General features: G+C 59.8%; 23 protein-coding genes. 8 read left to right on the plus strand and 15 right to left on the minus strand.

Annotation, left to right across the window (positions count from 1 at the left end; translation table 11 throughout):
• The first annotated feature begins 15 nt into the window (after positions 1-15).
• The 6 genes from ccoG to hemN all read left to right on the plus strand — a co-directional run bounded on the left by ccoG (position 16) and on the right by hemN (position 6,785).
• Positions 16-1,428, plus strand: coding sequence for a cytochrome c oxidase accessory protein CcoG (gene ccoG, locus QRN38_RS23590; RefSeq protein ID WP_007244349.1), 1,413 nt, complete (start codon positions 16-18; stop codon positions 1,426-1,428).
• A gap of 10 nt (positions 1,429-1,438) precedes the next feature.
• Positions 1,439-1,975 (plus strand): FixH family protein, encoded by a 537-nt coding sequence (locus tag QRN38_RS23595; protein WP_057418958.1) that lies wholly within the window; start codon positions 1,439-1,441, stop codon positions 1,973-1,975.
• Between the two features lie 2 nt (positions 1,976-1,977).
• Positions 1,978-4,449: a heavy metal translocating P-type ATPase gene (locus QRN38_RS23600; RefSeq protein ID WP_057418957.1), complete on the plus strand. Its 2,472-nt coding sequence runs from the start codon at positions 1,978-1,980 to the stop codon at positions 4,447-4,449.
• Positions 4,428-4,631: a cbb3-type cytochrome oxidase assembly protein CcoS gene (gene ccoS / locus QRN38_RS23605; RefSeq protein WP_005616890.1), complete on the plus strand. Its 204-nt coding sequence runs from the start codon at positions 4,428-4,430 to the stop codon at positions 4,629-4,631. Before QRN38_RS23600 ends, ccoS begins: the two co-directional genes overlap by 22 nt.
• Positions 4,624-5,307: a sulfite exporter TauE/SafE family protein gene (locus tag QRN38_RS23610; RefSeq protein WP_005766954.1), complete on the plus strand. Its 684-nt coding sequence runs from the start codon at positions 4,624-4,626 to the stop codon at positions 5,305-5,307. Before ccoS ends, QRN38_RS23610 begins: the two co-directional genes overlap by 8 nt.
• A 95-nt stretch (positions 5,308-5,402) precedes the next feature.
• Positions 5,403-6,785, plus strand: a complete 1,383-nt coding sequence (hemN, locus tag QRN38_RS23615; RefSeq protein ID WP_057418956.1) for an oxygen-independent coproporphyrinogen III oxidase — start codon at positions 5,403-5,405, stop codon at positions 6,783-6,785.
• A gap of 19 nt (positions 6,786-6,804) precedes the next feature.
• On the opposite strand, the gene QRN38_RS23620 is transcribed toward hemN, so the two are convergent.
• Complete coding sequence (locus QRN38_RS23620) at positions 6,805-7,272, minus strand: hypothetical protein (protein WP_010207877.1); 468 nt, start codon at positions 7,270-7,272, stop codon at positions 6,805-6,807.
• A 153-nt stretch (positions 7,273-7,425) separates the two neighbouring features.
• Between QRN38_RS23620 and fnr the strand changes: the two genes are divergently transcribed.
• Both fnr and QRN38_RS23630 read left to right on the plus strand, forming a co-directional pair.
• Complete coding sequence (gene fnr, locus QRN38_RS23625) at positions 7,426-8,160, plus strand: fumarate/nitrate reduction transcriptional regulator Fnr (protein WP_007244356.1); 735 nt, start codon at positions 7,426-7,428, stop codon at positions 8,158-8,160.
• 61 nt (positions 8,161-8,221) lie between these two features.
• Positions 8,222-8,770, plus strand: coding sequence for an adenine phosphoribosyltransferase (locus tag QRN38_RS23630; protein ID WP_005766964.1), 549 nt, complete (start codon positions 8,222-8,224; stop codon positions 8,768-8,770).
• Positions 8,771-8,900: 130 nt separating this feature from the next.
• Here QRN38_RS23630 and QRN38_RS23635 read toward each other — a convergent pair whose 3' ends face one another.
• The 14 genes from QRN38_RS23635 to flhA all read right to left on the minus strand — a co-directional run bounded on the left by QRN38_RS23635 (position 8,901) and on the right by flhA (position 23,352).
• Positions 8,901-9,302: a DUF2802 domain-containing protein gene (locus tag QRN38_RS23635; protein ID WP_005766966.1), complete on the minus strand. Its 402-nt coding sequence runs from the start codon at positions 9,300-9,302 to the stop codon at positions 8,901-8,903.
• Positions 9,303-9,782, minus strand: coding sequence for a chemotaxis protein CheW (locus QRN38_RS23640; protein WP_002554262.1), 480 nt, complete (start codon positions 9,780-9,782; stop codon positions 9,303-9,305).
• Between the two features lie 57 nt (positions 9,783-9,839).
• Positions 9,840-10,727 (minus strand): CheW domain-containing protein, encoded by an 888-nt coding sequence (locus QRN38_RS23645; protein WP_057418955.1) that lies wholly within the window; start codon positions 10,725-10,727, stop codon positions 9,840-9,842.
• 75 nt (positions 10,728-10,802) lie between these two features.
• A complete protein-coding gene (locus QRN38_RS23650; RefSeq protein ID WP_005766970.1) occupies positions 10,803-11,591 on the minus strand; it encodes a ParA family protein in 789 nt (262 codons plus the stop codon).
• Between the two features lie 45 nt (positions 11,592-11,636).
• The gene (gene motD, locus QRN38_RS23655) at positions 11,637-12,524 is read right to left on the minus strand and encodes a flagellar motor protein MotD (RefSeq protein ID WP_011103791.1); all 888 of its coding nucleotides are present in this window, start codon (positions 12,522-12,524) and stop codon (positions 11,637-11,639) included.
• 6 nt (positions 12,525-12,530) lie between these two features.
• Positions 12,531-13,271: a flagellar motor protein gene (locus QRN38_RS23660; protein WP_003378725.1), complete on the minus strand. Its 741-nt coding sequence runs from the start codon at positions 13,269-13,271 to the stop codon at positions 12,531-12,533.
• Positions 13,271-14,443 carry a protein-glutamate methylesterase/protein-glutamine glutaminase gene (locus tag QRN38_RS23665; protein WP_010207872.1) on the minus strand — a complete coding sequence of 391 codons (1,173 nt, stop codon included), beginning with the start codon at positions 14,441-14,443 and terminating at the stop codon, positions 13,271-13,273. Before QRN38_RS23665 ends, QRN38_RS23660 begins: the two co-directional genes overlap by 1 nt.
• Positions 14,444-14,493: 50 nt before the next feature.
• Entirely contained in the window at positions 14,494-16,731 is a 2,238-nt protein-coding gene (locus tag QRN38_RS23670) for a chemotaxis protein CheA (protein WP_057418954.1), read from the minus strand.
• 33 nt (positions 16,732-16,764) lie between these two features.
• Entirely contained in the window at positions 16,765-17,550 is a 786-nt protein-coding gene (locus QRN38_RS23675) for a protein phosphatase CheZ (RefSeq protein ID WP_005766975.1), read from the minus strand.
• 19 nt (positions 17,551-17,569) lie between these two features.
• Positions 17,570-17,944: a chemotaxis response regulator CheY gene (locus QRN38_RS23680; protein ID WP_007244361.1), complete on the minus strand. Its 375-nt coding sequence runs from the start codon at positions 17,942-17,944 to the stop codon at positions 17,570-17,572.
• A gap of 252 nt (positions 17,945-18,196) precedes the next feature.
• Positions 18,197-18,937, minus strand: a complete 741-nt coding sequence (fliA, locus tag QRN38_RS23685) for an RNA polymerase sigma factor FliA (protein ID WP_003378731.1) — start codon at positions 18,935-18,937, stop codon at positions 18,197-18,199.
• The gene (gene fleN, locus QRN38_RS23690; protein WP_003412391.1) at positions 18,934-19,767 is read right to left on the minus strand and encodes a flagellar synthesis regulator FleN; all 834 of its coding nucleotides are present in this window, start codon (positions 19,765-19,767) and stop codon (positions 18,934-18,936) included. The genes fliA and fleN overlap by 4 nt, the downstream gene beginning before the upstream one ends.
• Before the next feature lie 115 nt (positions 19,768-19,882).
• Positions 19,883-21,211 (minus strand): flagellar biosynthesis GTPase FlhF, encoded by a 1,329-nt coding sequence (flhF, locus tag QRN38_RS23695; protein ID WP_005766980.1) that lies wholly within the window; start codon positions 21,209-21,211, stop codon positions 19,883-19,885.
• An 11-nt stretch (positions 21,212-21,222) separates the two neighbouring features.
• Positions 21,223-23,352, minus strand: coding sequence for a flagellar biosynthesis protein FlhA (flhA, locus tag QRN38_RS23700; protein ID WP_005616857.1), 2,130 nt, complete (start codon positions 23,350-23,352; stop codon positions 21,223-21,225).
• Between the last annotated feature and the right edge of the window lie 294 nt (positions 23,353-23,646).

A 23,646-nucleotide genomic window follows, 5' to 3' on the forward strand; every position in this document is an offset into this window, starting at 1 on the left:
CCGCTGGACCCATCGATGAGCAACCAGATTCCAGTACACGACATCACACCGTCGTCCAACGAGAACAGCGAATACGTTGATCTCTATGCGTCGCGCACGAAAATCCAAACCCGCGCGTTCAAAGGTCTGTTTCGCACGCTGCGCATGGCGGGTGGCGCGGTGTTGCTGCTCATCTTTTTCGGTACGGTCTGGCTCAATCGAAACGGCCATCAGGCTGTGTGGTGGGACCTGCCGGAGCGCAAGTTCTACATCTTCGGCGCGACGTTCTGGCCGCAGGATTTCATCCTGCTCTCGGGGATTCTCATCGTTGCAGCCTTCGGGCTGTTCTTCATCACGGTCTATGCCGGACGTGTCTGGTGCGGCTATACCTGCCCACAGAGCGTCTGGACCTGGATGTTCATGTGGTGCGAGAAAGTCACCGAGGGCGACCGCAACCAGCGTATCAGGCTCGACCATGCCCCGATGAGCGCTGGCAAACTGCTGCGCAAGTTGGCCAAGCACAGCCTGTGGCTGATGATCGGCTTTGCCACGGGCATGACTTTCGTGGGCTATTTCTCGCCGATCCGCGACTTGTGTATAGAACTGTTCACCGGCGAGGCAGATGGCTGGGCGTATTTCTGGGTCGGTTTTTTCACCCTCGCCACTTACCTCAACGCAGGCTGGCTGCGTGAGCAGGTGTGCATCTATATGTGCCCCTACGCGCGGTTCCAGAGCGTGATGTTCGACAAGGACACGCTGGTCATTTCCTACGACCCGCGCCGTGGCGAACCACGCGGGCCGCGCAAGAAGGAAACCGACCATCAGGCTCAGGGGCTCGGTGACTGTATCGACTGCACACTGTGCGTTCAGGTCTGCCCGACCGGCATCGACATTCGCGACGGCCTGCAGGTCGAGTGCATCGGTTGCGCGGCGTGTGTAGACGCTTGCGACACTGTCATGGACAAGATGGACTACCCCCGCGGCCTGATTCGCTACACAACCGAACACAATTTGTCCGGGCAGCGTACCCGCATCTTGCGCCCACGCCTGATCGGTTATGCGCTGGTCCTGCTGCTGATGATCGGGCTGCTGACCACCGCCTTCTGCATGCGCACACTGGTGGGTCTGGAGGTCAGCAAGGACCGCATGCTATTCCGGGAAAACGCCGAAGGCCGGATCGAAAACGTCTACAGCGTGAAGATCATGAACAAGGACCAGGTTGATCACACCTACCTGCTGACTGCCAGCGGCCTGCCTGACCTGAAGCTGCAAGGCCTGCGTGAAATCAACGTTCCGGCGGGCGAGATCATCAGCCTGCCGGTGGCGTTGTCCAGCGCGCCGCAGGCCCTGTCGTCGAGCAGCAACGAGGTCATCTTCACCCTCAAGGACATCGACAGCAACACCCGAGTCCAGACCCCAAGCCGTTTCACCGGCCCACTTATTCGGTAAGAGCATCGCCATGCCTTTCGCGACCGTTTCAAGCCCTTGGTACAGGCAGTTATGGCCCTGGATCATCATTGGCATCCTGGCCTGCTCGGTGACGTTGAGCCTGTCGATGGTGTTCATTGCCGTGACCAACCCGGACCCATTGGTCACCGACAATTACTACGAGGCAGGCAAAGGCATCAATCGCTCGCTGAACCGCGAAGTGCTGGCCCAGAATCTCAAGCTGCGCGCCAGCATCCATCTGGACGACGTGACCGGCGAGGTCGGGCTGCGCCTGAGCGGCGACAGCCGCCCGCAGCGTCTGGAACTGAACCTGATTTCGCCCACACAGCCCGCCCGTGATCGCCGGGTGTTTCTGAACCGCAGCCCAACCGAGCCAGACCGCTACATCGGCCAGTTGCAGGACAGCGTCGCAGGCCGGCGCTTTGTCGAGCTGCTGGGCGTTGAAGGCAATCAGACCTGGCGCCTGTTTGAGGAAGAGCAGGTCGGCGCGGCTGACCTGACCCTCGGCGATGAACCGCTGCAAGCTGCGCAACACCGGAACGACTGAACGTGACCGCGCTCAACCGCCCCACGACGCCCTGCTACCACTGCGCCCTGCCCGTGCCGGCCGGCAAGCGCTTCAACGCCGTGGTGCTCGGTGAAACCCGTGAGCTGTGCTGCCCAGGCTGTCAGGCGGTCACCCAAGCCATCGTTGCGAGCGGTCTGGAAAGCTATTACCGCCATCGCAGTGAAACATCAGCCAACCCGCAAAGCCTGCCCGCGCAATTGATCGATGAGCTGGCGCTCTACGACCGCCCTGACGTTCAGGCACCGTTCGTGCGCCACGAAGGCGAATTGTCCGAAGCCATTCTGCTGATCGAGGGCATCAGTTGCGCAGCCTGCGGCTGGTTGATCGAAAAGCGTCTGGGCCGGTTGCCGGCTGTTGCCGAGGCGCGCATGAACCTCTCGACGCATCGTCTGCAGGTGCGCTGGCGCAGCGATCAACTGGCCCTCAGCCAACTGCTGAGCGAACTGCACGCCATCGGTTACGTCGCCCATCCGTGGCAGGCCGACCGCGCTGCCGAACGGTTGGCGAGTGAAAATCGCCTGGCCTTGCGGCAACTGGGCGTCGCCGGCCTACTGTGGTTTCAGGCAATGATGGCAACCATGGCCACCTGGCCTGAGTTCAACATCGACCTCAGCCCGCAGATGCACACCATCCTGCGCTGGGTGGCGCTGTTTCTGACCACGCCTATCGTGTTCTACAGTTGCGCGCCGTTCTTTCGCGGTGCCTTGCGTGACCTGCGCAACCGCCAACTGACGATGGACGTTTCGGTGTCGCTGGCCATAGGCGCAGCCTATGTGGCAGGCATCTGGACCGCAATCAGCGGCACAGGCGAGCTGTATTTCGATGCCGTCGGCATGTTCGCCCTGTTTCTGCTGGCCGGGCGCTATCTGGAACGCCGGGCCCGGGAGCGCACCGCCGCGGCCACCGCGCAACTGGTCAATCTGCTGCCTGCCTCATGCCTGCGCCTTGATGAGGACGGCCAAAGCCCGCGCATCATGCTCAGTGAGCTGCGTTTGGCTGACCGGGTACTGGTGCGGCCCGGTGCGGTGATTCCAGCTGACGGCACCATTGTCGAGGGTCAATCCAGTGTCGATGAGTCGCTGCTGACCGGCGAATACCTGCCACAGGCACGCAGTGTGGGCGATGCGGTCACTGCCGGGACGCTGAATGTCGACAGTCCGCTGACCGTCAAGGTGACGGCGCTGGGTCAGGAAACCCGTCTTTCGGCCATTGTTCGCCTGCTCGAACGCGCCCAGGCAGAAAAGCCCCGCCTCGCACAACTGGCCGACCGGGCGGCGCAGCTTTTTTTGCTGTTTTCGCTGATGGCTGCTGCGCTGATCGGGGTAATCTGGTGGCAGATCGACGCATCACGGGCGTTCTGGATTGTGCTGGCAATGCTGGTCGCCACCTGCCCCTGCGCGCTGTCGCTGGCAACCCCGACCGCCCTGACCGCAGCCACCGGCACACTGCACACACTCGGCCTGCTGTTGACCCGTGGTCATGTGCTGGAAGGCCTGAATCAGATCGACACGGTCATCTTCGACAAGACCGGCACCCTGACCGAAGGGCGCCTGGTGCTGCGCAGCGTTCAGCCGCTGGGCACGCTCGACGCTGACACCTGCATGGAACTGGCAGCGGCGCTGGAAAACCGCTCCGAGCACCCCATCGCGCGCGCCTTTGGCCACGCACCTGTGGCCGCTGAAGACGTGCACAGCACACCGGGGCTGGGCCTTGAAGGCATTGTCGGTACCCGCCGCTTGCGCATCGGTCAGCCGGCTTTTGCCTGCGCCCTGAGCGGCACTGAAACGCTGTCGATAACAGACCCATCCGGGCAGTGGCTGCTGCTCGGCGACACCCAGGGCCCTCTGGCATGGCTGGTGCTGGACGACCGACTTCGCGACGATGCGCATGGCTTGTTACACGCCTGCAAGGCCCGTGGCTGGAAAACCCTGCTGCTGTCCGGCGACAGTTCGCCCATGGTTGCCAGCGTCGCGCAGACACTGGGTATCGAAGACGCCCGTGGCGGCTTGCGTCCCGACGATAAACTGGCCGTGCTGCGGGAGCTGCAGGCTCAGGGGCATAAAGTGCTGATGGTCGGTGACGGCGTGAACGACGTACCGGTCATGGCCGCTGCCGACATCAGCGTGGCGATGGGCTCGGCCACTGACCTTGCAAAAACCAGCGCCGACGCCGTCTTGCTCTGCAACCGCTTGCCGGTGCTGATCGACGCATTGACCCTGGCCCGACGTACCCGGCGCATCATTATCGAAAACCTGGTCTGGGCCGGTCTGTACAATGGCCTCATGTTGCCGTTCGCAGCGCTGGGCTGGATCACCCCGATCTGGGCAGCGATTGGCATGTCGGTCAGTTCCTTGATTGTGGTGCTCAACGCACTGCGCCTGACCCGCGTGCCGCGCGCTGCACACCTGTCGCAAACCGCCCCGGAGGTTTCATGCCCGCGCTTTACATCATGATCCCCGCTGCCCTGCTGCTGGTGGGTATCGCGATTTACGTTTTTTTCTGGGCGGTGGACAGCGGCCAGTACGACGACATGGAAGGCCCGGCACACAGCATCCTGTTCGATGACCCGCCGCCTGCGGATCAGCGCCCGCCAGCACATCACACGCCGGGCACTGACGAGAAGCACGATGTTTGAGCTGGCGCCGGTGTTGCTGTCCGCGCTTGTTCTCGGCCTGCTGGGCGGCGGTCATTGCCTGGGAATGTGTGGCGGCCTGATGGGTGCACTGACGCTGGCTATCCCCAAAGAGCAGCGCAACCGTCGCTTTCGCCTGCTGCTGGCCTATAACCTTGGGCGCATTCTCAGCTACGCCGTGGCAGGCTTTTGTTCCGGGCTGGTTGGCTGGGCGGTCGCGCAAAGCCCGCTGGCAACGGGCTTGCGGGTCATGGCGGCGGTACTGCTGATTGTCATGGGCCTGTATCTGGCCGGTTGGTGGAGCGGGCTCACACACATCGAGCGCTTGGGCCGAGGGCTGTGGCGCTACGTGCAGCCGCTGGCCAGTCGCTTGCTGCCAGTGTCCAGCCTGCCGCGCGCCTTGTTGCTCGGCGCCCTGTGGGGCTGGCTGCCCTGCGGGCTGGTCTACAGCGCCCTGCTCTGGGCCGCCAGCCAGGGCAACCCGGTCGACAGCGCACTGCTGATGCTGGCCTTCGGGCTGGGTACCTGGCCGGTTCTGTTGGCCACCGGGCTTGCCGCTGAACGCACCACTGCGCTGCTGCGCAAGCGTGGCGTTCGTGTGGCGGGCGGGCTGCTGGTGATCGTGTTTGGTGTGTGGACCCTGCCGGGGCCTCATCAGCACTGGCTGATGGGGCATTGAACCGGGCCGTTCCCGCCTTTTGATCCACATCAAGGCCCGCCACTGATCGCCTGCGTATGCTCGGCGCATCGCCAGCCTGACCAGGAAACGCGCGCATGCTTGACGCCATTCGTTGGGATTCAGACCTGATCCATCGCTACGATGTGGCAGGACCGCGCTACACGTCTTATCCGACCGCCGTGCAATTTGATACCCGGGCAGGCCCATTCGAGCTGCTGCACGCCCTGCGGGAAAGTCGCAAGGCGCTGCGTCCGTTGTCGCTTTACGTGCACATCCCATTCTGCGCAAATATTTGCTACTACTGTGCGTGCAACAAAGTGATCACCAAGGATCGCGGCCGGGCACAGGCTTACCTGCAACGGCTTGAACACGAAATCCGGATGCTTGCCTGCCATCTGGCGCCCAGCCAGGTGGTCGAGCAACTGCACCTGGGCGGCGGCACACCGACCTTCCTCAGCCATGATGAACTGCGTCGCCTGATGGCCCGGTTGCGCGCGCATTTCACGCTGCTGGAGGATGATTCCGGCGACTATGGCATCGAGATCGACCCGCGCGAAGCAGATTGGGCAAGCATGGGTCTGCTGCGCGAACTGGGTTTCAACCGGGTCAGCCTTGGCGTGCAGGACCTTGACCCGACAGTGCAACGGGCGATCAACCGCATGCAGAGCCTGGAAGAGACCCGCGCCATCGTCGAGGCCGCACGCACGTTGCAATTTCGCTCGGTGAACATCGACCTGATCTACGGCCTGCCCAGACAAACCCCGCAAGGGTTCAGCCGCACGGTGGACGAAATCATCGAGTTGCAGCCTGATCGGCTGTCAGTGTTCAACTACGCCCATCTGCCGGAACGCTTCATGCCGCAGCGGCGCATCGACGCGTCGGACCTGCCGGATGCGCACACCAAGCTACTCATGCTGGAGCGTACCGTCGAGCAACTGACCGACGCAGGTTACCGGTACATCGGAATGGACCACTTCGCCCTGCCCGATGACGAGTTGGCCATCGCTCAGGAAGAACTGACCCTGCACCGCAACTTTCAGGGCTACACCACGCATGGCCACTGCGACCTGATCGGGCTGGGGGTTTCGGCCATCAGCCAGGTCGGCGACCTGTACAGCCAGAACAGCAGCGACCTGAACGACTATCAGCGGCTGCTGGACAGTGATCAACCCGCAACACGGCGCGGGCTGATCTGCAGCGAGGACGACCGGATCAGACGCGCCGTCATCCAGCAGTTGATCTGCCACTTCACCCTGAATTTCAGTGAACTGGAAAAAGCGTTCGCCATAAGTTTCAGGGACTACTTCGCCGATGCATGGCCGCAGTTGCTGTGCATGGCAGACGACGGGCTGATTGCGCTGAGCGATAGTGCAATTGAAGTCAGGCCAGCGGGCCGGTTGCTGGTGCGCTCGGTGTGCATGGTATTTGACGCGTACCTGACCCGGCAGAACAGGCAGCAGTTCTCCCGGGCCATATAAACGAACAGGCGGTAACGCCTTACATCTTCGCCAGAACCAGCATGCCGGCGTTGATCTTGTCGGAGTCGCTGGATTTCAGGCTGTTCATGAGCGACGAGAGATCCGCTGTAGCGTTGCTCACCTGCGCCTGCAACGTGCTGAGCACGGTCTGCAGCGCAGCAGCCTTGGTCCGGCGCTCTTCAGGGTCCAGACTCTGGTCGTTGAGAACTTTTTGCAACTGATCCATGGTTTCCTCGATCTTGCGTTGCAGCTCGCGAATCCCCTTGAGAATCTTCTGCACAGAGGCAGGCAGGCCACTCTGCTCGATATCCGCATCTCTTGAGGATGACGATGCGGCCGCCTTGCCTTCCGAAGACAGATTGACCTCCACACTTTTGGCGCTGCTGGCAGACGCTTCGACGTTGCTGTCTGCTGTCTGGCTGTAGGTGACTTGCGATGTCGCCGTACGGATCGTGATGCTGTTGATCAGCGGGAGCGTCATGGACATGACAAGATGCATCCTGAGTCATTGAGAGATACCGGCCTATCGGCCGACCGTCTGGAAACTTGATCGGGCAGCGAGCCTTCCAAGGCTGGCCCCGACAAGCGATGGTGAGTTACCCTTACGGCTTATGTGTGTTTTCCCACAAGGAATTTAGTGATGTCCGAGCCAGTCAAGTTGCGTGCTCACACCCAGGCTCATTGCAAGGATTGCAGTCTCGCCCCGCTCTGCCTGCCCCTCTCGCTGAACACAGACGACATGGACTCCCTCGATCAGATCGTCAAACGTGGCCGTCCGCTGAAGAAAGGTGAGTTCCTGTTTCGTCAGGGGGACACCTTCGAGTCGGTCTATGCGGTGCGTTCCGGGGCTTTGAAAACCTTCAATATCAGTGACAACGGTGAAGAGCAGCTCACCGGTTTTCACCTGCCCAGCGAGCTGGTGGGCTTGTCAGGCATGGACGCCGAGGCTTACCCGGTTTCGGCGCAGGCGCTGGAAACCACCTCGGTGTGCGAAATTCCGTTCGAGCGCCTGGACGAGCTTTCGGTGCAACTGCCACAACTGCGTCGGCAGTTGATGCGCGTGATGAGCCGCGAGATTCGCGACGATCAGCAAATGATGCTGCTGCTCTCGAAAAAGACCGCAGACGAGCGTATTGCCACGTTTCTGATCAATCTGTCGGCGCGCTTCCGGGCTCGGGGTTTCTCGGCCAATCAGTTCCGCCTGAGCATGTCGCGTAGCGAAATCGGTAATCATCTGGGCCTGGCGGTCGAAACCGTGTCGCGGGTGTTTACCCGGTTTCAGCAAAATCAGCTGGTTAGTGCAGAAGGCAAAGAGATTCATATCCTCGCCCCCATCGAACTGTGCGCGCTGGCAGGCGGTGCGATGCAAAGCTGAAACGTGCGATCTGTGGCAGGTCAGCTTAAACTGTCGGCCAAACCTGCTATGGATCCTCACGATGACCTTCGATCAATCGAACTTCAAATCCCTGATACGCCCGGTCGTAGACTTCCCCAAGCCGGGTGTGGTTTTTCGCGACATCACGCCCCTGTTCCAGTCGCCCAAAGCCACCCGTCAGGTAATCGACAGTTTCGTGCAGCGCTATATCGACGCCGATTTCAGCCACATCGGCGTCATGGATGCACGGGGTTTTCTGATTGGTTCAGTGGTCGCGTATCAGTTGAACAAGCCGCTGGTGCTGTTTCGCAAGCAGGGCAAACTGCCAGCTGACGTGCTGTCCGAGGCCTATCAGACCGAATACGGCGAAGCGTATCTGGAAGTGCACGCAGACAGTCTGTGCGAGGGTAATTCAGTCATCATGTTCGATGACCTGATTGCTACCGGCGGCACGCTGATCGCCGCCGCCAACCTGATCCGCCGTATGGGCGCCCAGGTGCACGAAGCCGCTGCAATCATCGACTTGCCGGAACTGGGTGGCTCCAAGCGTCTTAACGACCTGAACATCCCGACGTTTTGCCTGACGGAATTTGCGTTGGACGAGCAGTAAGACGGGGCGCGGAGCGTCATGAAGACGCGCAGCGTCGCACGATAGTTGAGATTCTCGTTCCTCACGCTCCAGCGTGGGAATGCAGTTCTGAACGCTCTGCGTCCGATCTTGACTGTGCAGCGAAGAAAAACTAGCCCGCTGTATTGCCGTGCAGTTTGGTCATCAACTGCGCTTCGGCCTGGGTCAGGCCGCAGGACTGGGTCAGTTCGTCGATGCTGGCACCCATGCCGACCAGGCGTGCGGCCTGGGCGAAGGACAGCGTCGAGGGATCGCGCTGCTCCAGTGCCGTGAGCTTGTCCGGCAACGGCGCAACAGTGGCGCGCAGCTCGTGCAACGCTTCGCCCATGCGCACCGTGCCGTTCTGGTAGTTGTCCAGACGCCTGGCCAACTCCTTGATCCGCTGATCACGCAAGGCAGCCGCATCATCACGCTCGGTGTCGAGCTTGCGCTGACGCCTGGTATGGGCCAGGAACATAAACAGGGTGACCACCCAGAGAATGCCCAGGAAGACGACAGCTACCTCAAAGATCAATCAGATGCTCTCCAGTTCGGACCACTCTTCTTCGGACATCATTTTGTCCAGTTCGACCAGAATCAACAGTTCGCCGTTCTTGTTGCAAACGCCCTGAATGAACTTGGCCGATTCGTCATTACCCACGTTTGGCGCAGTTTCGACTTCGGACTGACGCAAGTAAACCACTTCCGCCACGCTGTCGACCAGAATACCGACTACTTGCTTGTCGGCTTCGATGATCACAATACGCGTGTTGTCGCTGACTTCAACAGGTGCCAGGCCAAAACGCTGACGGGTGTCGATCACGGTCACAACGTTACCGCGCAGGTTGATGATGCCCAGCACGTAGCTTGGCGCACCCGGCACCGGAGCGATCTCGGTGTAGCGCAGCACTTCCTGCACCTGCATCACGTTGATGCCATAGGACTCATTGTCCAGGCGGAACGTAACCCATTGCAGGATAGGATCTTCGGAACCTTGTGCAGACGACTTATTCATAACCCCAACCCCTCACGTGTGTTCTTTGCAGGTGATGCCTGTGGCATCGACCCATGATTATTTCGATCTGTTCAACTGCTTGACCGCGCCACTGGCTATCAACTCGGCCAACTCTGCAACATCCAGCAACGCGCACATGTGTTCAATCACCGTGCCCGCCAACCAGGGACGCTGACCTCGCTGCGAGCGCCATTTGATCTCGTTCGGATCAAGACGCAACGAACGGCTGACCTGATGCACCGCCAGCCCCCATTCGTATCCCTGCACCGAGATCACATACTGCAATCCCTGGCGAAAATCGTCGCGGTAGCGATCCGGCATGATCCAGCGCGCGGTATCCAACACTTTCAGGTTGCCCGCCTGACTTGGCAGGATTCCGAGAAACCAGTCCGGCTGACCGAACAGTGGCGTCAGCTCCTGCCCCGCCAGCGGATAAATCGACCCCAGACACACCAGCGGCACCGCCAGCGTCAAACCGGCCACATCGAACAACAGGCATTCAAACGGCTCGGCGGCCCAGGCCGGACGTCCATCGCTGGTTGGCGGTGGGGTCGGCGTGCGCTGTGTGACCAGCGTACTCAACTCGGCAACAGGCTCGACCCGTTCAACGGTCGGTTTAGCGGCTACAACCGGCACCGCCTCGGCAACAATCACCGGAGCGACTTCAACAACTGCAACCGGCGCTGCAACCTTCACCGCCACAGCCACCGGAGCCGGTGCAGCCACTGCGACCGCCAACGGCTTGATCTGCGCCTGCATGCGCGCATCAAAGGCCTGCTCTTCGAGCACAGCGGCCTGAAAATCATCAAGACTGCTGGAGGGCTCTTCGAGCACTTCAGTGGCGTCATACAGCAATGCATCCAGATAAGACTGCAAAGCCAGCTTGGGTCGTGTTGCAACTTCTAACGGGCGGTTCATACCAGGGCCCAACCAAAAATGGAGCATGTGCAGCCTGATACAGTTATCGGCCGCATTGAGGCATCACTTGAGCAAACTATGGAGAAAGAATAGACGTTCACGTCAGGCCACCTGAGCATTGAGCTGCTCGGCGAGCATGTGCTTGAGCAATGCCCGATACGCAATCACGCCACGGCTCTTGCTGTCATTCTGCGACGGCGTCAGGCCTAGACGGCTCGCATCACGCAAGCGCGTGTCGACCGGTACGTAAGCTTGCCAGACGTGCTCGGGGAAGCTGTCACGCAACAGCTTCAATGTACCCATCGATGCCTGGGTACGACGATCGAACAGGGTCGGCACGATGGTGTAAGGCAACGGCACTTTGCGCGAGCGATTGATCATGGTCAGGGTATTGACCATGCGCTCCAGGCCCTTCACCGCGAGAAACTCGGTCTGCACCGGAATCGCCAACTGCTGACTGGCGGCCAGCGCATTGACCATGAGCACACCCAGCAGCGGCGGGCTGTCGATCAGCGCATAGTCAAAATCCTGCCACAACTGAGCAAGGCTTTTCGCGATCACCAGACCAAGACCGCTCTGGCCAGGCGATTGACGCTCAAGGGTGGCCAGCGCGGTGCTCGACGGGATCAGAGAAATACGTTTGTCGCTGGTGGGCAACAATAACTGGCCGGGCAGACCATCCGGCACCGCCCCCTTGTGCAGGAAAAGATCGAAGGCACTGTGTTCCAGCTCGTCCGGATTGTGCCCGAAATAACTGGTCATGGAGCCGTGGGGGTCCAGATCGACAACGACCACGCGCTTGCCTGCATCGGCCAGCAAACCGGCCAGGGCAATGGTCGTGGTGGTCTTTCCGACTCCACCTTTCTGGTTGGCTACTGCCCAGACTCTCATTGATGTTTTTCCTTCCGTACAGCGACGACCATACCGATACGATGATTAGGGGGCGGGTGACGGAGAATTGACGGCGTTCGCGCGTACCGGCGGCTTTGCTGGCACCGGTGCAGTTTGTGTGCCAGCACGGCGTAATGCAGCGTCGGGCTGCGCATTGGCCGTGCCGGAACCGGTCAGGCTGCGGCGAACGTCCAGATTTCGCGAGATCACCAGCACCACACGACGGTTCTTGGCGCGTCCGGCTGCCGTGGTATTGGGGGCGATGGGCTGAAACTCACCGTAGCCTACCGACGCAAGCCGCGCCGGATTGATACCGTCCATGGCCAACATGCGCACAATGCTGGCAGAGCGCGCCGACGACAGCTCCCAGTTGGTCGGAAACTGTGCAGTGCTGATCGGCTGGTCGTCGGTAAAGCCTTCAACATGAATCGGGTTATCGAAACGTTTGACGATGCCCGAGACCTTTTCGATGATGGTGAAGGCCTTGTCGCTGGGCATGGCATCGCCGCTGACGAACAACAGGCTGGAATTGAGCTCGATCTCGATCCACAACTCGTTGCCACGCACGGTCATCTGGTCGGACTTGATCAGATCACCAAACGCATCGCGCACATCCTGAGCAATGGTCTGCAACGGGTCATCGGAAGCCTGACCGATACCGGCATCGGTCTGCTCGCTGTCTTTGACCAAGGGCTCGGCGGGCTTGACCGACACCGGGCGCTGTTCGCCGATGGGGATCGGCTTCATGGTCCGTTCGGTGTCGTTGAACACGCCGACCAACGCTTGGGAGAGAATTTTGTACTTGCCTTCGTTGACCGAGGAGATCGAGTACATCACCACGAAAAAGGCGAACAGCAAGGTGATGAAGTCGGCGTAAGACACCAGCCAGCGTTCATGATTTTCGTGTTCTTCGGGCTGACGTCGGCGAGCCATGCGCTGTTACTCCATGAAGCCTTGCAGCTTGAGTTCGATGGAGCGCGGGTTTTCGCCCTCGGCGATGGACAGCAGGCCTTCGAGCAACATTTCGCGGTAACGCGACTGGCGATGGGCGATGCCTTTGAGCTTGTTGGCCACCGGCAGCAGAATCAGGTTGGCCATAGCGACGCCATAGATAGTGGCGACGAAAGCCACCGCAATGCCGCTGCCCAGCTGGCTGGGGTCAGCCAGATTGCCCATTACGTGAATCAGGCCCATCACGGCGCCGATGATGCCCACGGTCGGCGCATAACCGCCCATGCTTTCAAAAACCTTGGCAGCCTGGATATCGCGGGTTTCCTGAGTGATGAAATCCACTTCCAGAATGCTGCGAATCGCTGCCGGCTCGGCGCCATCGACCAACAACTGCAGGCCTTTGCGGGCGTAATTGTCGGGCTCGGAGTCTGCGACAGTTTCCAGACCGAGCAAGCCTTCCTTGCGGGCCGTCATGCTCCAGCCGATGACCCGGTCCACGCCACCGGGCAAATCGATGCGCGGCGGGAAGATGATCCAGCGGATAATTTTCATGGCGCGCATGAACGCGCTCATCGGTGACTGCAACAGCGATGCGCCAAGCGTACCGCCCAGCACGATCAGAGCTGCGGGGCCGTTGAGCAGCGCGCCGAGGTGCCCGCCTTCGAGAAAGTTACCGCCAATGATCGCGACAAACGCCAGGATCAGACCGATAAGACTCAGTACATCCATCAGAGACAGGCCTCGACCAGGTGCCGACCGATGTCATCCAGACTGTAGATCGCGTCCGCGAGCTCAGCCTTGACGATCGCCATCGGCATGCCATAGATCACGCAGCTCGCTTCATCCTGCGCCCAAACGGTACTGCCGACCTGCTTGAGCAGGCGCGCTCCTTCACGGCCATCGGCACCCATGCCGGTCAACACGACCGAGAGCACCTTGTCGCCATACGACTTGGCGGCAGAACCAAAGGTGATGTCCACACAAGGCTTGTAATTCAGGCGCTCGTCACCCGGCAGGATTTTCACCGTACCGCGGCTGTCGACCATCATCTGCTTGCCACCTGGCGCCAGCAACGCCAGACCCGGACGCAGCACGTCACCGTCCTCCGCTTCCTTGACGCTGATCTTGCACAGCTTGTCGAGGCGCTCGGCAAAGGCCTTGGTGAACGCTGCAGGCATGTGCTGAATCAGCACCAGCGGTGCCGGAAAATTGGCTGGCAACTGGGTCAATACCCGTTGCAATGCAACCGGGCCGCCCGTCGAGGTGCCAATGGCCACCAGCTTGTAAGCCTTGCGCTTGGCAGTGCCGGTGGTGGTCGGGTGCGCAGGCGTGTGGTGAGCATGAGCGGCCGGCGCCGCGGCGGGCGCGACAGTGCGTGAAGGCACGGCTCGGGCGGGCGCTGCTGCCGAGGGCGCAGGCGCACGACTGGACAGGGTCGATGGCGCGGGAGCAGCCGGGGCTGGCGATGCAGCGCTGGCCGAACCAATGCCGCTCGAACGACGGTTACTGCGCGAAATGCTGTTGATTTTCTCGCACAGCAGTTGCTTGACCTTCTGCGGGTTGCGCGAGATATCTTCGAAATTCTTGGGCAGGAAATCCACTGCACCGGCGTCCAGAGCATCCAGCGTCACGCGCGCACCTTCATGCGTCAGCGACGAGAACATCAATACCGGGGTGGGAATACGCTGCATGATGTGACGAACTGCGGTAATGCCATCCATCATCGGCATTTCGTAGTCCATGGTGATGACGTCAGGCTTGAGGGCCAGCGCCTGCTCGATCGCTTCCTTGCCGTTGGTGGCGGTGCCGACAACTACAATGTTGGGGTCCGAAGAAAGAATTTCCGTGACACGGCGGCGGAAAAAACCGGAATCATCCACCACCAGGACCTTGACTGCCATAAACACTCCAATAGGTGTTGCAGGCAGCCAGGCTGCCCGCAACCCCGGATTCAAATACGCCGAGCGGCGTAACGCTTGAGCATGCTGGGTACATCGAGAATCAAGGCGATGCGACCGTCACCGGTGATGGTGGCGCCCGACATGCCCGGCGTACCTTGCAGCATCTTGCCCAGCGGTTTGATGACCACTTCTTCCTGACCGACCAGTTGATCGACGACAAAGCCGATGCGCTGGGTGCCGACGGTAAGAATCACGACGTGCCCTTCTCGCTGCTCTTCGTGAGCCGCCGAACTGACCAGCCAGCGCTTGAGATAGAACAGCGGCAAGGCTTTATCACGCACGATCACCACTTCCTGGCCGTCAACAACGTTGGTAGTCGACAGGTTCAGGTGGAAGATTTCGTTGACGTTGACCAGCGGGAAGGCGAAAGCCTGGTTGCCCAGCATCACCATCAGGGTCGGCATGATCGCCAGGGTCAACGGCACCTTGATGACGATCTTCGAGCCTTGGCCCTTGGTCGAATAGATGTTGATCGAACCGTTGAGCTGGGAAATCTTGGTTTTCACCACGTCCATGCCCACACCACGGCCCGACACATCGGAAATCTCGGTCTTGGTCGAGAAGCCCGGTGCAAAGATCAGGTTATAGCAATCGGTGTCGCTCAACCGATCGGCTGCATCCTTGTCCATAACGCCGCGTTTGACCGCAATCGAGCGCAGCACGTTGGGGTCCATGCCCTTGCCGTCATCGGAAATCGACAGCAGGATATGGTCGCCTTCCTGCTCTGCCGAAAGAATCACCTTGCCGCCGCGGGACTTGCCCGAGGCTTCGCGTTCTTCCGGCGTTTCGATACCGTGGTCGACCGCGTTGCGCACCAAGTGGACCAGCGGGTCGGCAAGCGCCTCTACGAGGTTCTTGTCGAGGTCGGTTTCTTCACCGACCAGTTCCAGGTTGATCTCTTTCTTGAGCTGGCGAGCCAGGTCACGTACCAGACGCGGGAAGCGACCAAAGACTTTCTTGATCGGCTGCATGCGGGTCTTCATGACCGCGGTCTGCAGGTCCGCAGTGACCACATCCAGGTTGGAAACCGCCTTGGACATGGCTTCATCGCCACTGTTCAGACCCAGACGCACCAGACGGTTACGCACCAGTACCAGTTCGCCGACCATGTTCATGATCTCGTCCAGTCGGGCGGTATCGACACGAACCGTGGTTTCAGCTTCCGTGGCCACCGGTTTTTCGCCGGAAGGCGCAGGCGCCCGGGCAGGTGCAGGTGCAGGTGCAGCCGCCTTGGCAACAGGTGCCGGAGCAGGCTTGGCAACCGCTGCTGGCGCAGCAGCCGGGGCCGGTGCAGACGCCTTGGCAGCGATGGCCTGAGGTTCGAACTTGCCCTTGCCGTGCAATTCGTCCAGCAGGTTTTCGAATTCGTGATCGGTGATCTCGTCAGATGCCTTCGCAGCACTCGGGGCCTTGGCGGCAACAGCGGCGGCAACCGGCGCGGCCACAGCACTGTCAAACGAGCCCTTGCCGTGCAACTGATCGAGCAACGCTTCGAACTCGTCGTCGGTTATTTCGTCGCCGGGCGCAGCCTTGCTGCTCTGGGCAGCAGGTGCAGGCGCTGGAGCAGCAGCAACATCGGCCGCAAACTTGCCCTTGCCGTGCAACTGGTCGAGCAGGGATTCGAACTCCTGATCGGTGATCTCGTCGCTGGCAGGCGCTGCAACGGCTGCTGCAACCGGAGCTGCAGGTACAGACACCGGATTTGAGCCATGCAACGAGTCGAGCAGTTGCTCGAACTCATCGTCGGTGATGTCATCGCCAGCGGCGGCTGATGCAGCTACCGGCGCGACAGCTTCGACCACCGGTTCAGGCTCGGGAGCGGCAACCTCGTCGGCAGATTGAGGCTCGGCCAGACGCGCCAGCGCCGCCAGCAGTTCCGGCGTCGCCGCAGTCACGTCAGTCCGTTCACGTACCTGGCCGAACATGCTGTTGACCGTGTCCAGAGCTTCCAGGACCACATCCATCAGTTCGGAATCAACGCGCCGCTCACCCTTGCGAAGGATGTCGAACACGTTCTCGGCGATGTGGCAGCACTCCACCAGCTCATGGAGCTGGAGGAAGCCGGCGCCGCCTTTTACAGTGTGAAAACCGCGAAAAATTGCATTGAGCAGATCAGCATCATCCGGTCGGCTTTCCAGCTCGACCAATTGTTCTGACAACTGCTCCAGAATTTCGCCGGCCTCTACCAGAAAATCCTGAAGGATCTCTTCATCGGCGCCGAAGCTCATGGGGTGCTCCCTAAAATTAACCGTCAACAGACCTTAGAAGCCGAGGCTCGATAGCAGATCGTCTACATCATCCTGTCCGGATACGACGTCTTCACGTTTATCGGCATGAATCTGCGGACCTTCACCCTTGTCGAGATGTTTTTTAGGATCTTTTTCAGCAAGGATGGATTCTTCGTCATGTTCGATGCCAGCGAAGCGATCGACATGGCTGGCCATGAGCACCAGCTTGAGCAAATTGCCCTCTACTTCGGTCACCAGTTGCGTGACGCGCTTGATCACCTGACCGGTGAGGTCCTGGTAATCCTGAGCAAGCAGAATATCGTTGAGGTGCGCGGAAACCGTATGGCTTTCCTTCTCGGTACGCGTCAGAAAACCATCGACGCGCTTGGCCAGTTCACGAAACTCTTCGGCACCGATTTCTCGACGCATGAAGCGTCCCCAGTCTTCGCTCAACGCCTTGGCGTCGGAACTCAGACCATTCATGATCGGCGTGCTTTCCTCGACCAGATCCATCGTACGGTTGGCCGCGTTCTCGGTCAGCCTGACGACGTAGGACAGACGCTCCGTCGCGTCCGTGATCTGCGACACCTCTTCGGCCTGAGGCATATGCGGATCAATGTGGAAATTGACGATTGCACTGTGCAACTCACGCGTCAGCTTGCCCACTTCCTGATAAAGGCCGCGGTCACGGGTCTGATTGAGCTCATGGATCAGCTGCACAGCTTCACCGAAACGGCCTTTTTCAAGGCTGGTGACGAGTTCCTGTGCGTGTCTTTTTAAGGTCGACTCAAAGTCGGCCATCGAATCATTGTTATCCATAGCGCCCTCACGGCATGCATCAGCTATTGACGCGTTCAAAGATCTTTTCGATCTTCTCTTTCAGCGCTTGAGCCGTGAATGGCTTGACTACATAACCGTTCACCCCGGCCTGGGCAGCTTCAATGATCTGCTCACGCTTGGCTTCGGCAGTAACCATCAGTACAGGAAGGCTTTTGAGACGATCGTCCGCACGGACCTGACGCAACAAGTCGATACCGGTCATGCCAGGCATGTTCCAGTCCGTCACCAGAAAGTCAAAGGCACCGCTCTGCAGCATCGGCAATGCGGTCAGACCGTCATCCGCTTCAGATGTGTTGGTAAACCCCAGATCACGCAACAGATTCTTGATGATCCGCCGCATCGTTGAGAAGTCATCAACGATGAGGATTTTCATGTTCTTGTCCAATTCGACCTCCAAGCAGTCTTTAACGCGTTCAGCACCTGAACACGCTGTTCACTCAATACTGGCACAGCACACCCCCAGCTATACGAAACGACGACGGGCTTGGCACAACGACAGTCAAGACTGCGACTAAAGCCCATCGAGACATTGCCCGACAGGCCCTTGCCTCGTCTATCCTGCTACCACGTAACGCTTTGCACAGCCGGCATGCAGACAACGCACGACAAACGTCGCGCACTGCCGTCAACGCGCTCGCCACTCCCCCAAACGCCCTCGCAAACGAGCTGCGCACTGGCTGTGTAACTGACTGACTCGAGATTCGCTGACACCAAGAACCTCTCCGATTTCCTTGAGGTTCAGCTCTTCGTCGTAGTACAGCGCCAACACCAGACGCTCGCGCTCTGGCAAATTGGCAATTGCATCGGCCAACGCTGCCTGGAAGCGCTCGTCTTCCAGGTCGCGTGATGGCTCAAGCGAACCGCTTGCGCCGTCCTCGTGCAGCCCTTCATGATCGCCGTCCTGCAGCAGGTCGTCGAAACTGAAGAGGCGGCTGCCCAAGGTGTCATTCAAAATCCCGTAATAATCATCAAGACTCAACTGGAGTTCGGCCGCAACCTCGTGATCTTTAGCGTCACGACCGGTTTTAGCTTCAATTGCGCGAATTGCGTCACTGACCATACGGGTATTGCGGTGAACCGAGCGAGGTGCCCAGTCCCCCTTGCGAACCTCATCGAGCATTGCACCACGAATGCGAATACCGGCATAGGTCTCGAAACTCGCACCCTTGGTGGAATCATACTTGGTGGAAACCTCGAGCAGGCCGATCATACCAGCCTGAATCAGATCCTCGACCTGCACACTGGCCGGCAAGCGCGCCAGCAGATGATAAGCGATACGCTTGACCAGCGGCGCATAACGCTCGATCAACTCGTACTGCGAATTACGGGAAGTCTTGCTGTACATCTGGTAGCCGCTCGCAGTCATTGCACAGGCCCCGCACTGGTCTGGTGAACGAGTCGCTCAACGAAGAACTCGAGATGACCCCGCGGGTTGGCTGGCAACGGCCAGGTATCAACCTTCTGGGCAATGGCCTTGAAAGCCAGCGCACATTTGGAACGCGGGAATGCTTCGTAGACGGCACGCTGCTTTTGTACCGCCTTGCGCACGCACTCGTCGTACGGCACGGCACCTACATACTGCAGGGCAACATCAAGAAAACGATCAGTCACTTTGGTGAGTTTGGCGAACAGGTTGCGTCCTTCCTGCGGGCTCTGGGCCATGTTGGCCAGCACCCGGAAACGGTTCATGCCGTAGTCGCGATTGAGCAGTTTGATCAGGGCGTACGCATCGGTGATCGACGTGGGCTCGTCGCACACCACCAGCAGCACTTCCTGAGCGGCGCGCACGAAGCTGACCACCGATTCGCCGATACCGGCAGCGGTATCGATCACCAGCACATCGAGGTTGTCGCCAATCTCGCTGAACGCCTGAATAAGGCCGGCATGCTGGGCCGGTGACAGGTGCACCATGCTCTGGGTGCCAGAGGCCGCAGGCACGATACGAACGCCGCCCGGCCCCTGCAATAGAACGTCGCGCAATTCACAGCGACCCTCTATCACATCGGCAAGCGTGCGTTTAGGCGTCAGCCCAAGCAGAACGTCGACATTGGCCAGGCCAAGGTCGGCATCCAGCAGCATGACGCGCCGGCCAAGCTCGGCGAGGGCCAGTGATAGGTTCACTGACACGTTAGTCTTACCGACGCCACCTTTGCCACCGGTCACCGCGATAACCTGTACGGGATGCATGCTGCCCATGTTATTTCTTTACCTTGTCTTGCGTAGACCGAAACCACATCAAGGGCTGCACGTTCGCAAATGAACACCGCATGGCAGACCGTTGACGCAGGGACATTCCAAAAATATCCATCACTTAACCCACTCTCTTGCCAGGGGTGTGATAGAGGTCAGCAAACATATCCGCCATCGCTTCCTCGCTAGGCTCATCCTGCATCTGCACACTCACCGCACGACTCACCAATTGATGACGTCGTGGAGTGTGCAGGTCATCAGGAATACGTGGACCGTCCGTGAGGTAGGCCACCGGTAATTCGTGACTGATCGCCAGGCTCAGGACTTCGCCCAGGCTGGCTGTTTCATCAAGCTTGGTCAGAATGCATCCGGCCAGGCCACACCTTTTGTAACTGTGATACGCAGCGGTCAGCACCTGCTTCTGGCTGGTCGTCGCCAGCACCAGGTAGTTACGTGATTTAATGCCGCGCCCTGCCAGGCTTTCCAGCTGCATGCGCAGCGCAGGATCACTGGCCTGCAGCCCGGCGGTATCGATCAGCACCACGCGCTTGCGCAGCAAAGGCTCCAGCGCCTGAACCAGCGACTGGCCCGGATCGACATGGGTGACCGGCACGTTGAGGATGCGCCCAAGGGTCTTGAGCTGTTCCTGCGCGCCGATGCGGAAACTGTCCATACTGACCAGGGCGATATTCTGCGGGCCGTACTTCAACACATAACGTGCCGCCAGTTTGGCCAGCGTGGTGGTCTTGCCCATACCGGCAGGACCGACCATGGCAATCACTCCGCCCTCTTCCAGCGGCTCGATGTCCGGTACAGCAATCATGCGGGCCAGATGGGCCAGCAGCATGCGCCAGGCCTGACGAGGCTCGTCGATGTCCGGGATCATCGACAGCAGATCGCGAGACAGCGGGCCGGACAGGCCGACGCGTTGCAGACGGCGCCACAGGTTGGCCTGCTGCGGACGGCTGCCTTGTAGCTGGTTCCAGGCAAGGGAGCCGAGCTGGACTTCCAGCAGCTCGCGCAGGCCGTTCAATTCAGAGCGCATCGAGTCAAAGGCACGCTGACCGCCAGCAGGCTCTGCAGCCGGTGCGGGAGCGTAGGCAAACGGGCGTGGCGGCTCTTCGAGCGTCGGTTCGATATGCGTGTCGGCAGCACTGACCGGCTTGCCGGAAAACAGCTGAAGGTTGATCGACGCATCGCTGTCGCTACGGTTGTTCAGTTCGGCCTGAGCGGAGACGATGCGCGACTGAGTCTTGCGCAGCTCGTCTTCGAGTTCCATATTCGGCACACGCGGCGCCAGGGCAGACAGCTTGTAATCCAGAGCGGCAGTCAGCTCTACGCCACCGGCAATGCGCCGGTTACCGATGATGGCCGCCTCGGCGCCCAGCTCATCGCGAACCAGTTTCATGGCTTGACGCATATCGGCGGCGAAAAATCGCTTAACTTGCATGACTCACTACCTCAGCCGTTCGGCCCGACAGTCGCTACGATGGTTACTTGCTTGTTGTCCGGTATTTCCTGGTACGCCAGAACATGCATGTTCGGTACAGCCAATCGTCCAAATCGTGACAGCATCGCCCGGACAGGACCTGCTACCAGAAGAATGACCGGCAACCCTTGCATCTCCTGACGCTGGGCCGCTTCAATCAACGAACGCTGGAGCTTTTCAGCCATGCTCGGTTCAAGCAGAACGCCTTCTTCCTGACCCTGACCAGCCTTCTGCAAACTATTGAGCAATATCTGTTCCAACCTTGGTTCCAGAGTGATAACAGGCAGCTCCGGCTCAACGCCTACAATGCTTTGGACGATTGCGCGACTCAGACCGACACGCACGGCGGCCACCAGAGCGGCGGTATCTTGACTCTTCCCGGCGTTGTTGGCGATAGCCTCTGCAATGCTGCGGATATCCCGCACAGGTACGTGCTCGGCCAGCAACGCCTGCAGCACGTTGAGCAGCGACGACAGGGACAGCACGCCAGGCACCAGCTCTTCAGCGAGCTTGGGCGAGCTTTTGGACAGCAATTGCATCAATTGCTGGACTTCTTCGTGACCGATCAGCTCGTGAGAGTGCTTGTAGAGAATCTGGTTCAAGTGGGTTGCCACTACCGTACTGGCGTCTACCACTGTGTAACCGAGTGACTGCGCCTGACTGCGCTGGCTGATTTCGATCCAGACGGCTTCCAGGCCAAACGCCGGGTCTCTGGCGGTGATGCCATTCAGCGTGCCGAACACCTGACCGGGGTTGATCGCCAGTTCGCGATCCGGATAGATCTCGGCTTCGGCGAGGATCACCCCCATCAGCGTCAGACGGTAAGCGCTGGGTGCCAGATCGAGGTTGTCGCGGATGTGTACGGTGGGCATCAGAAAGCCAAGTTCCTGTGACAGTTTCTTGCGCACACCCTTGATCCGCGCCAGCAGTTGACCACCCTGATTGCGGTCCACCAGCGGAATCAGACGGTAACCCACTTCCAGGCCGATGATATCGATCGGGGTTACGTCATCCCAGCCCAGCTCCTTGGAGTCCTGAACGCGAGTCGGCGACGGCAGCAGGTCCTGCTGACGCTGCACTTCGGCCAGCGCCTCGACCTTCACCTGATTGTCTTTCTTCCACAGCAGGTATGCGCCACCTGCGGCCACCAGACCAAGGCTGATAAAGGAGAAGTGCGGCATGCCTGGCACCAGCCCCATCACGATCATGATCGCGGCGGATACCGCCAGCGCCTTGGGTGAGGCAAACATCTGGCGATTGATCAGCTTGCCCATTTCTTCCGAACCGGAAGCACGGGTCACCATGATCGCGGCAGCGGTGGACAGGAGCAGTGATGGCAATTGCGCCACCAAACCGTCACCGATGGTCAGCAGGGTGTAAACGCGACCCGCATCGGCGAAGGTCATATTGTGCTGAAAGATACCGACCAGCATGCCGCCGATGAGGTTGATGAACAGAATCAGCAGGCCAGCAATTGCGTCGCCGCGTACAAACTTGCTGGCACCGTCCATGGAACCGTAGAACTCGGCCTCCTGGGCCACTTCGGCACGACGGCGCTTGGCTTCCGGCTGGTCGATGAGGCCGGCGTTGAGGTCGGCGTCGATTGCCATCTGCTTGCCGGGCATCGCGTCGAGGGTGAAGCGCGCGCTCACCTCGGAAATACGCCCGGCACCCTTGGTGATGACCACGAAGTTGATGATCATCAGGATGGCGAACACCACGATACCGACGACGTAGTTACCGCCGATCACCACTTCACCGAAGGCCTGAATCACCTTGCCCGCAGCAGCATGACCGTCCTGACCGTGAAGCATGACCACCCGCGTCGACGCGACGTTCAGCGCCAGACGCAACAACGTGGCGACCAGCAGAATGGTCGGAAACACAGAGAAATCCAGCGGCCGCAGGGCATAGACGCAAACCAGCAGCACGACGATGGACAGTGCAATGTTGAACGTGAACAGTACGTCCAGCAGGAACGGTGGCATGGGCAACATCATCATTGCCAGCATGATCAGCAACAACAACGGAACGCCCAACTGACCACGGCCAAGGCCTGTGATGTTGCTGCGTGCGCTACTGAGTAATTGAGAGCGATCCACTGATTCGTTACCTGCGCACTAGATCAAAACATTGACGCCGATGGCGACCTGTATCGACCTTATTGCAAAAAGCTGTCCAACTTTTACAAAGCCAGTGCCGGCAAGGCTTTAGAGGTAGAAATTGCGCAAGACGAGGTGATCAGTGAAGCCAGAGAACCTCGCGCTGCGCACACTAAAGAGCGGACGCAAAGCGTCCAGAACGGCATGCCCACGCGGAGCACGGGCACGATAGTGTTCTTCCGGACACCTATCGTTCCTACCACTCCAGCATGGGAATGCCTGTCGTGACGCTGC

It is taken from the genome of Pseudomonas sp. CFBP2511, assembly GCF_030209255.1.
Lineage (GTDB): Bacteria > Pseudomonadota > Gammaproteobacteria > Pseudomonadales > Pseudomonadaceae > Aquipseudomonas > Aquipseudomonas avellanae.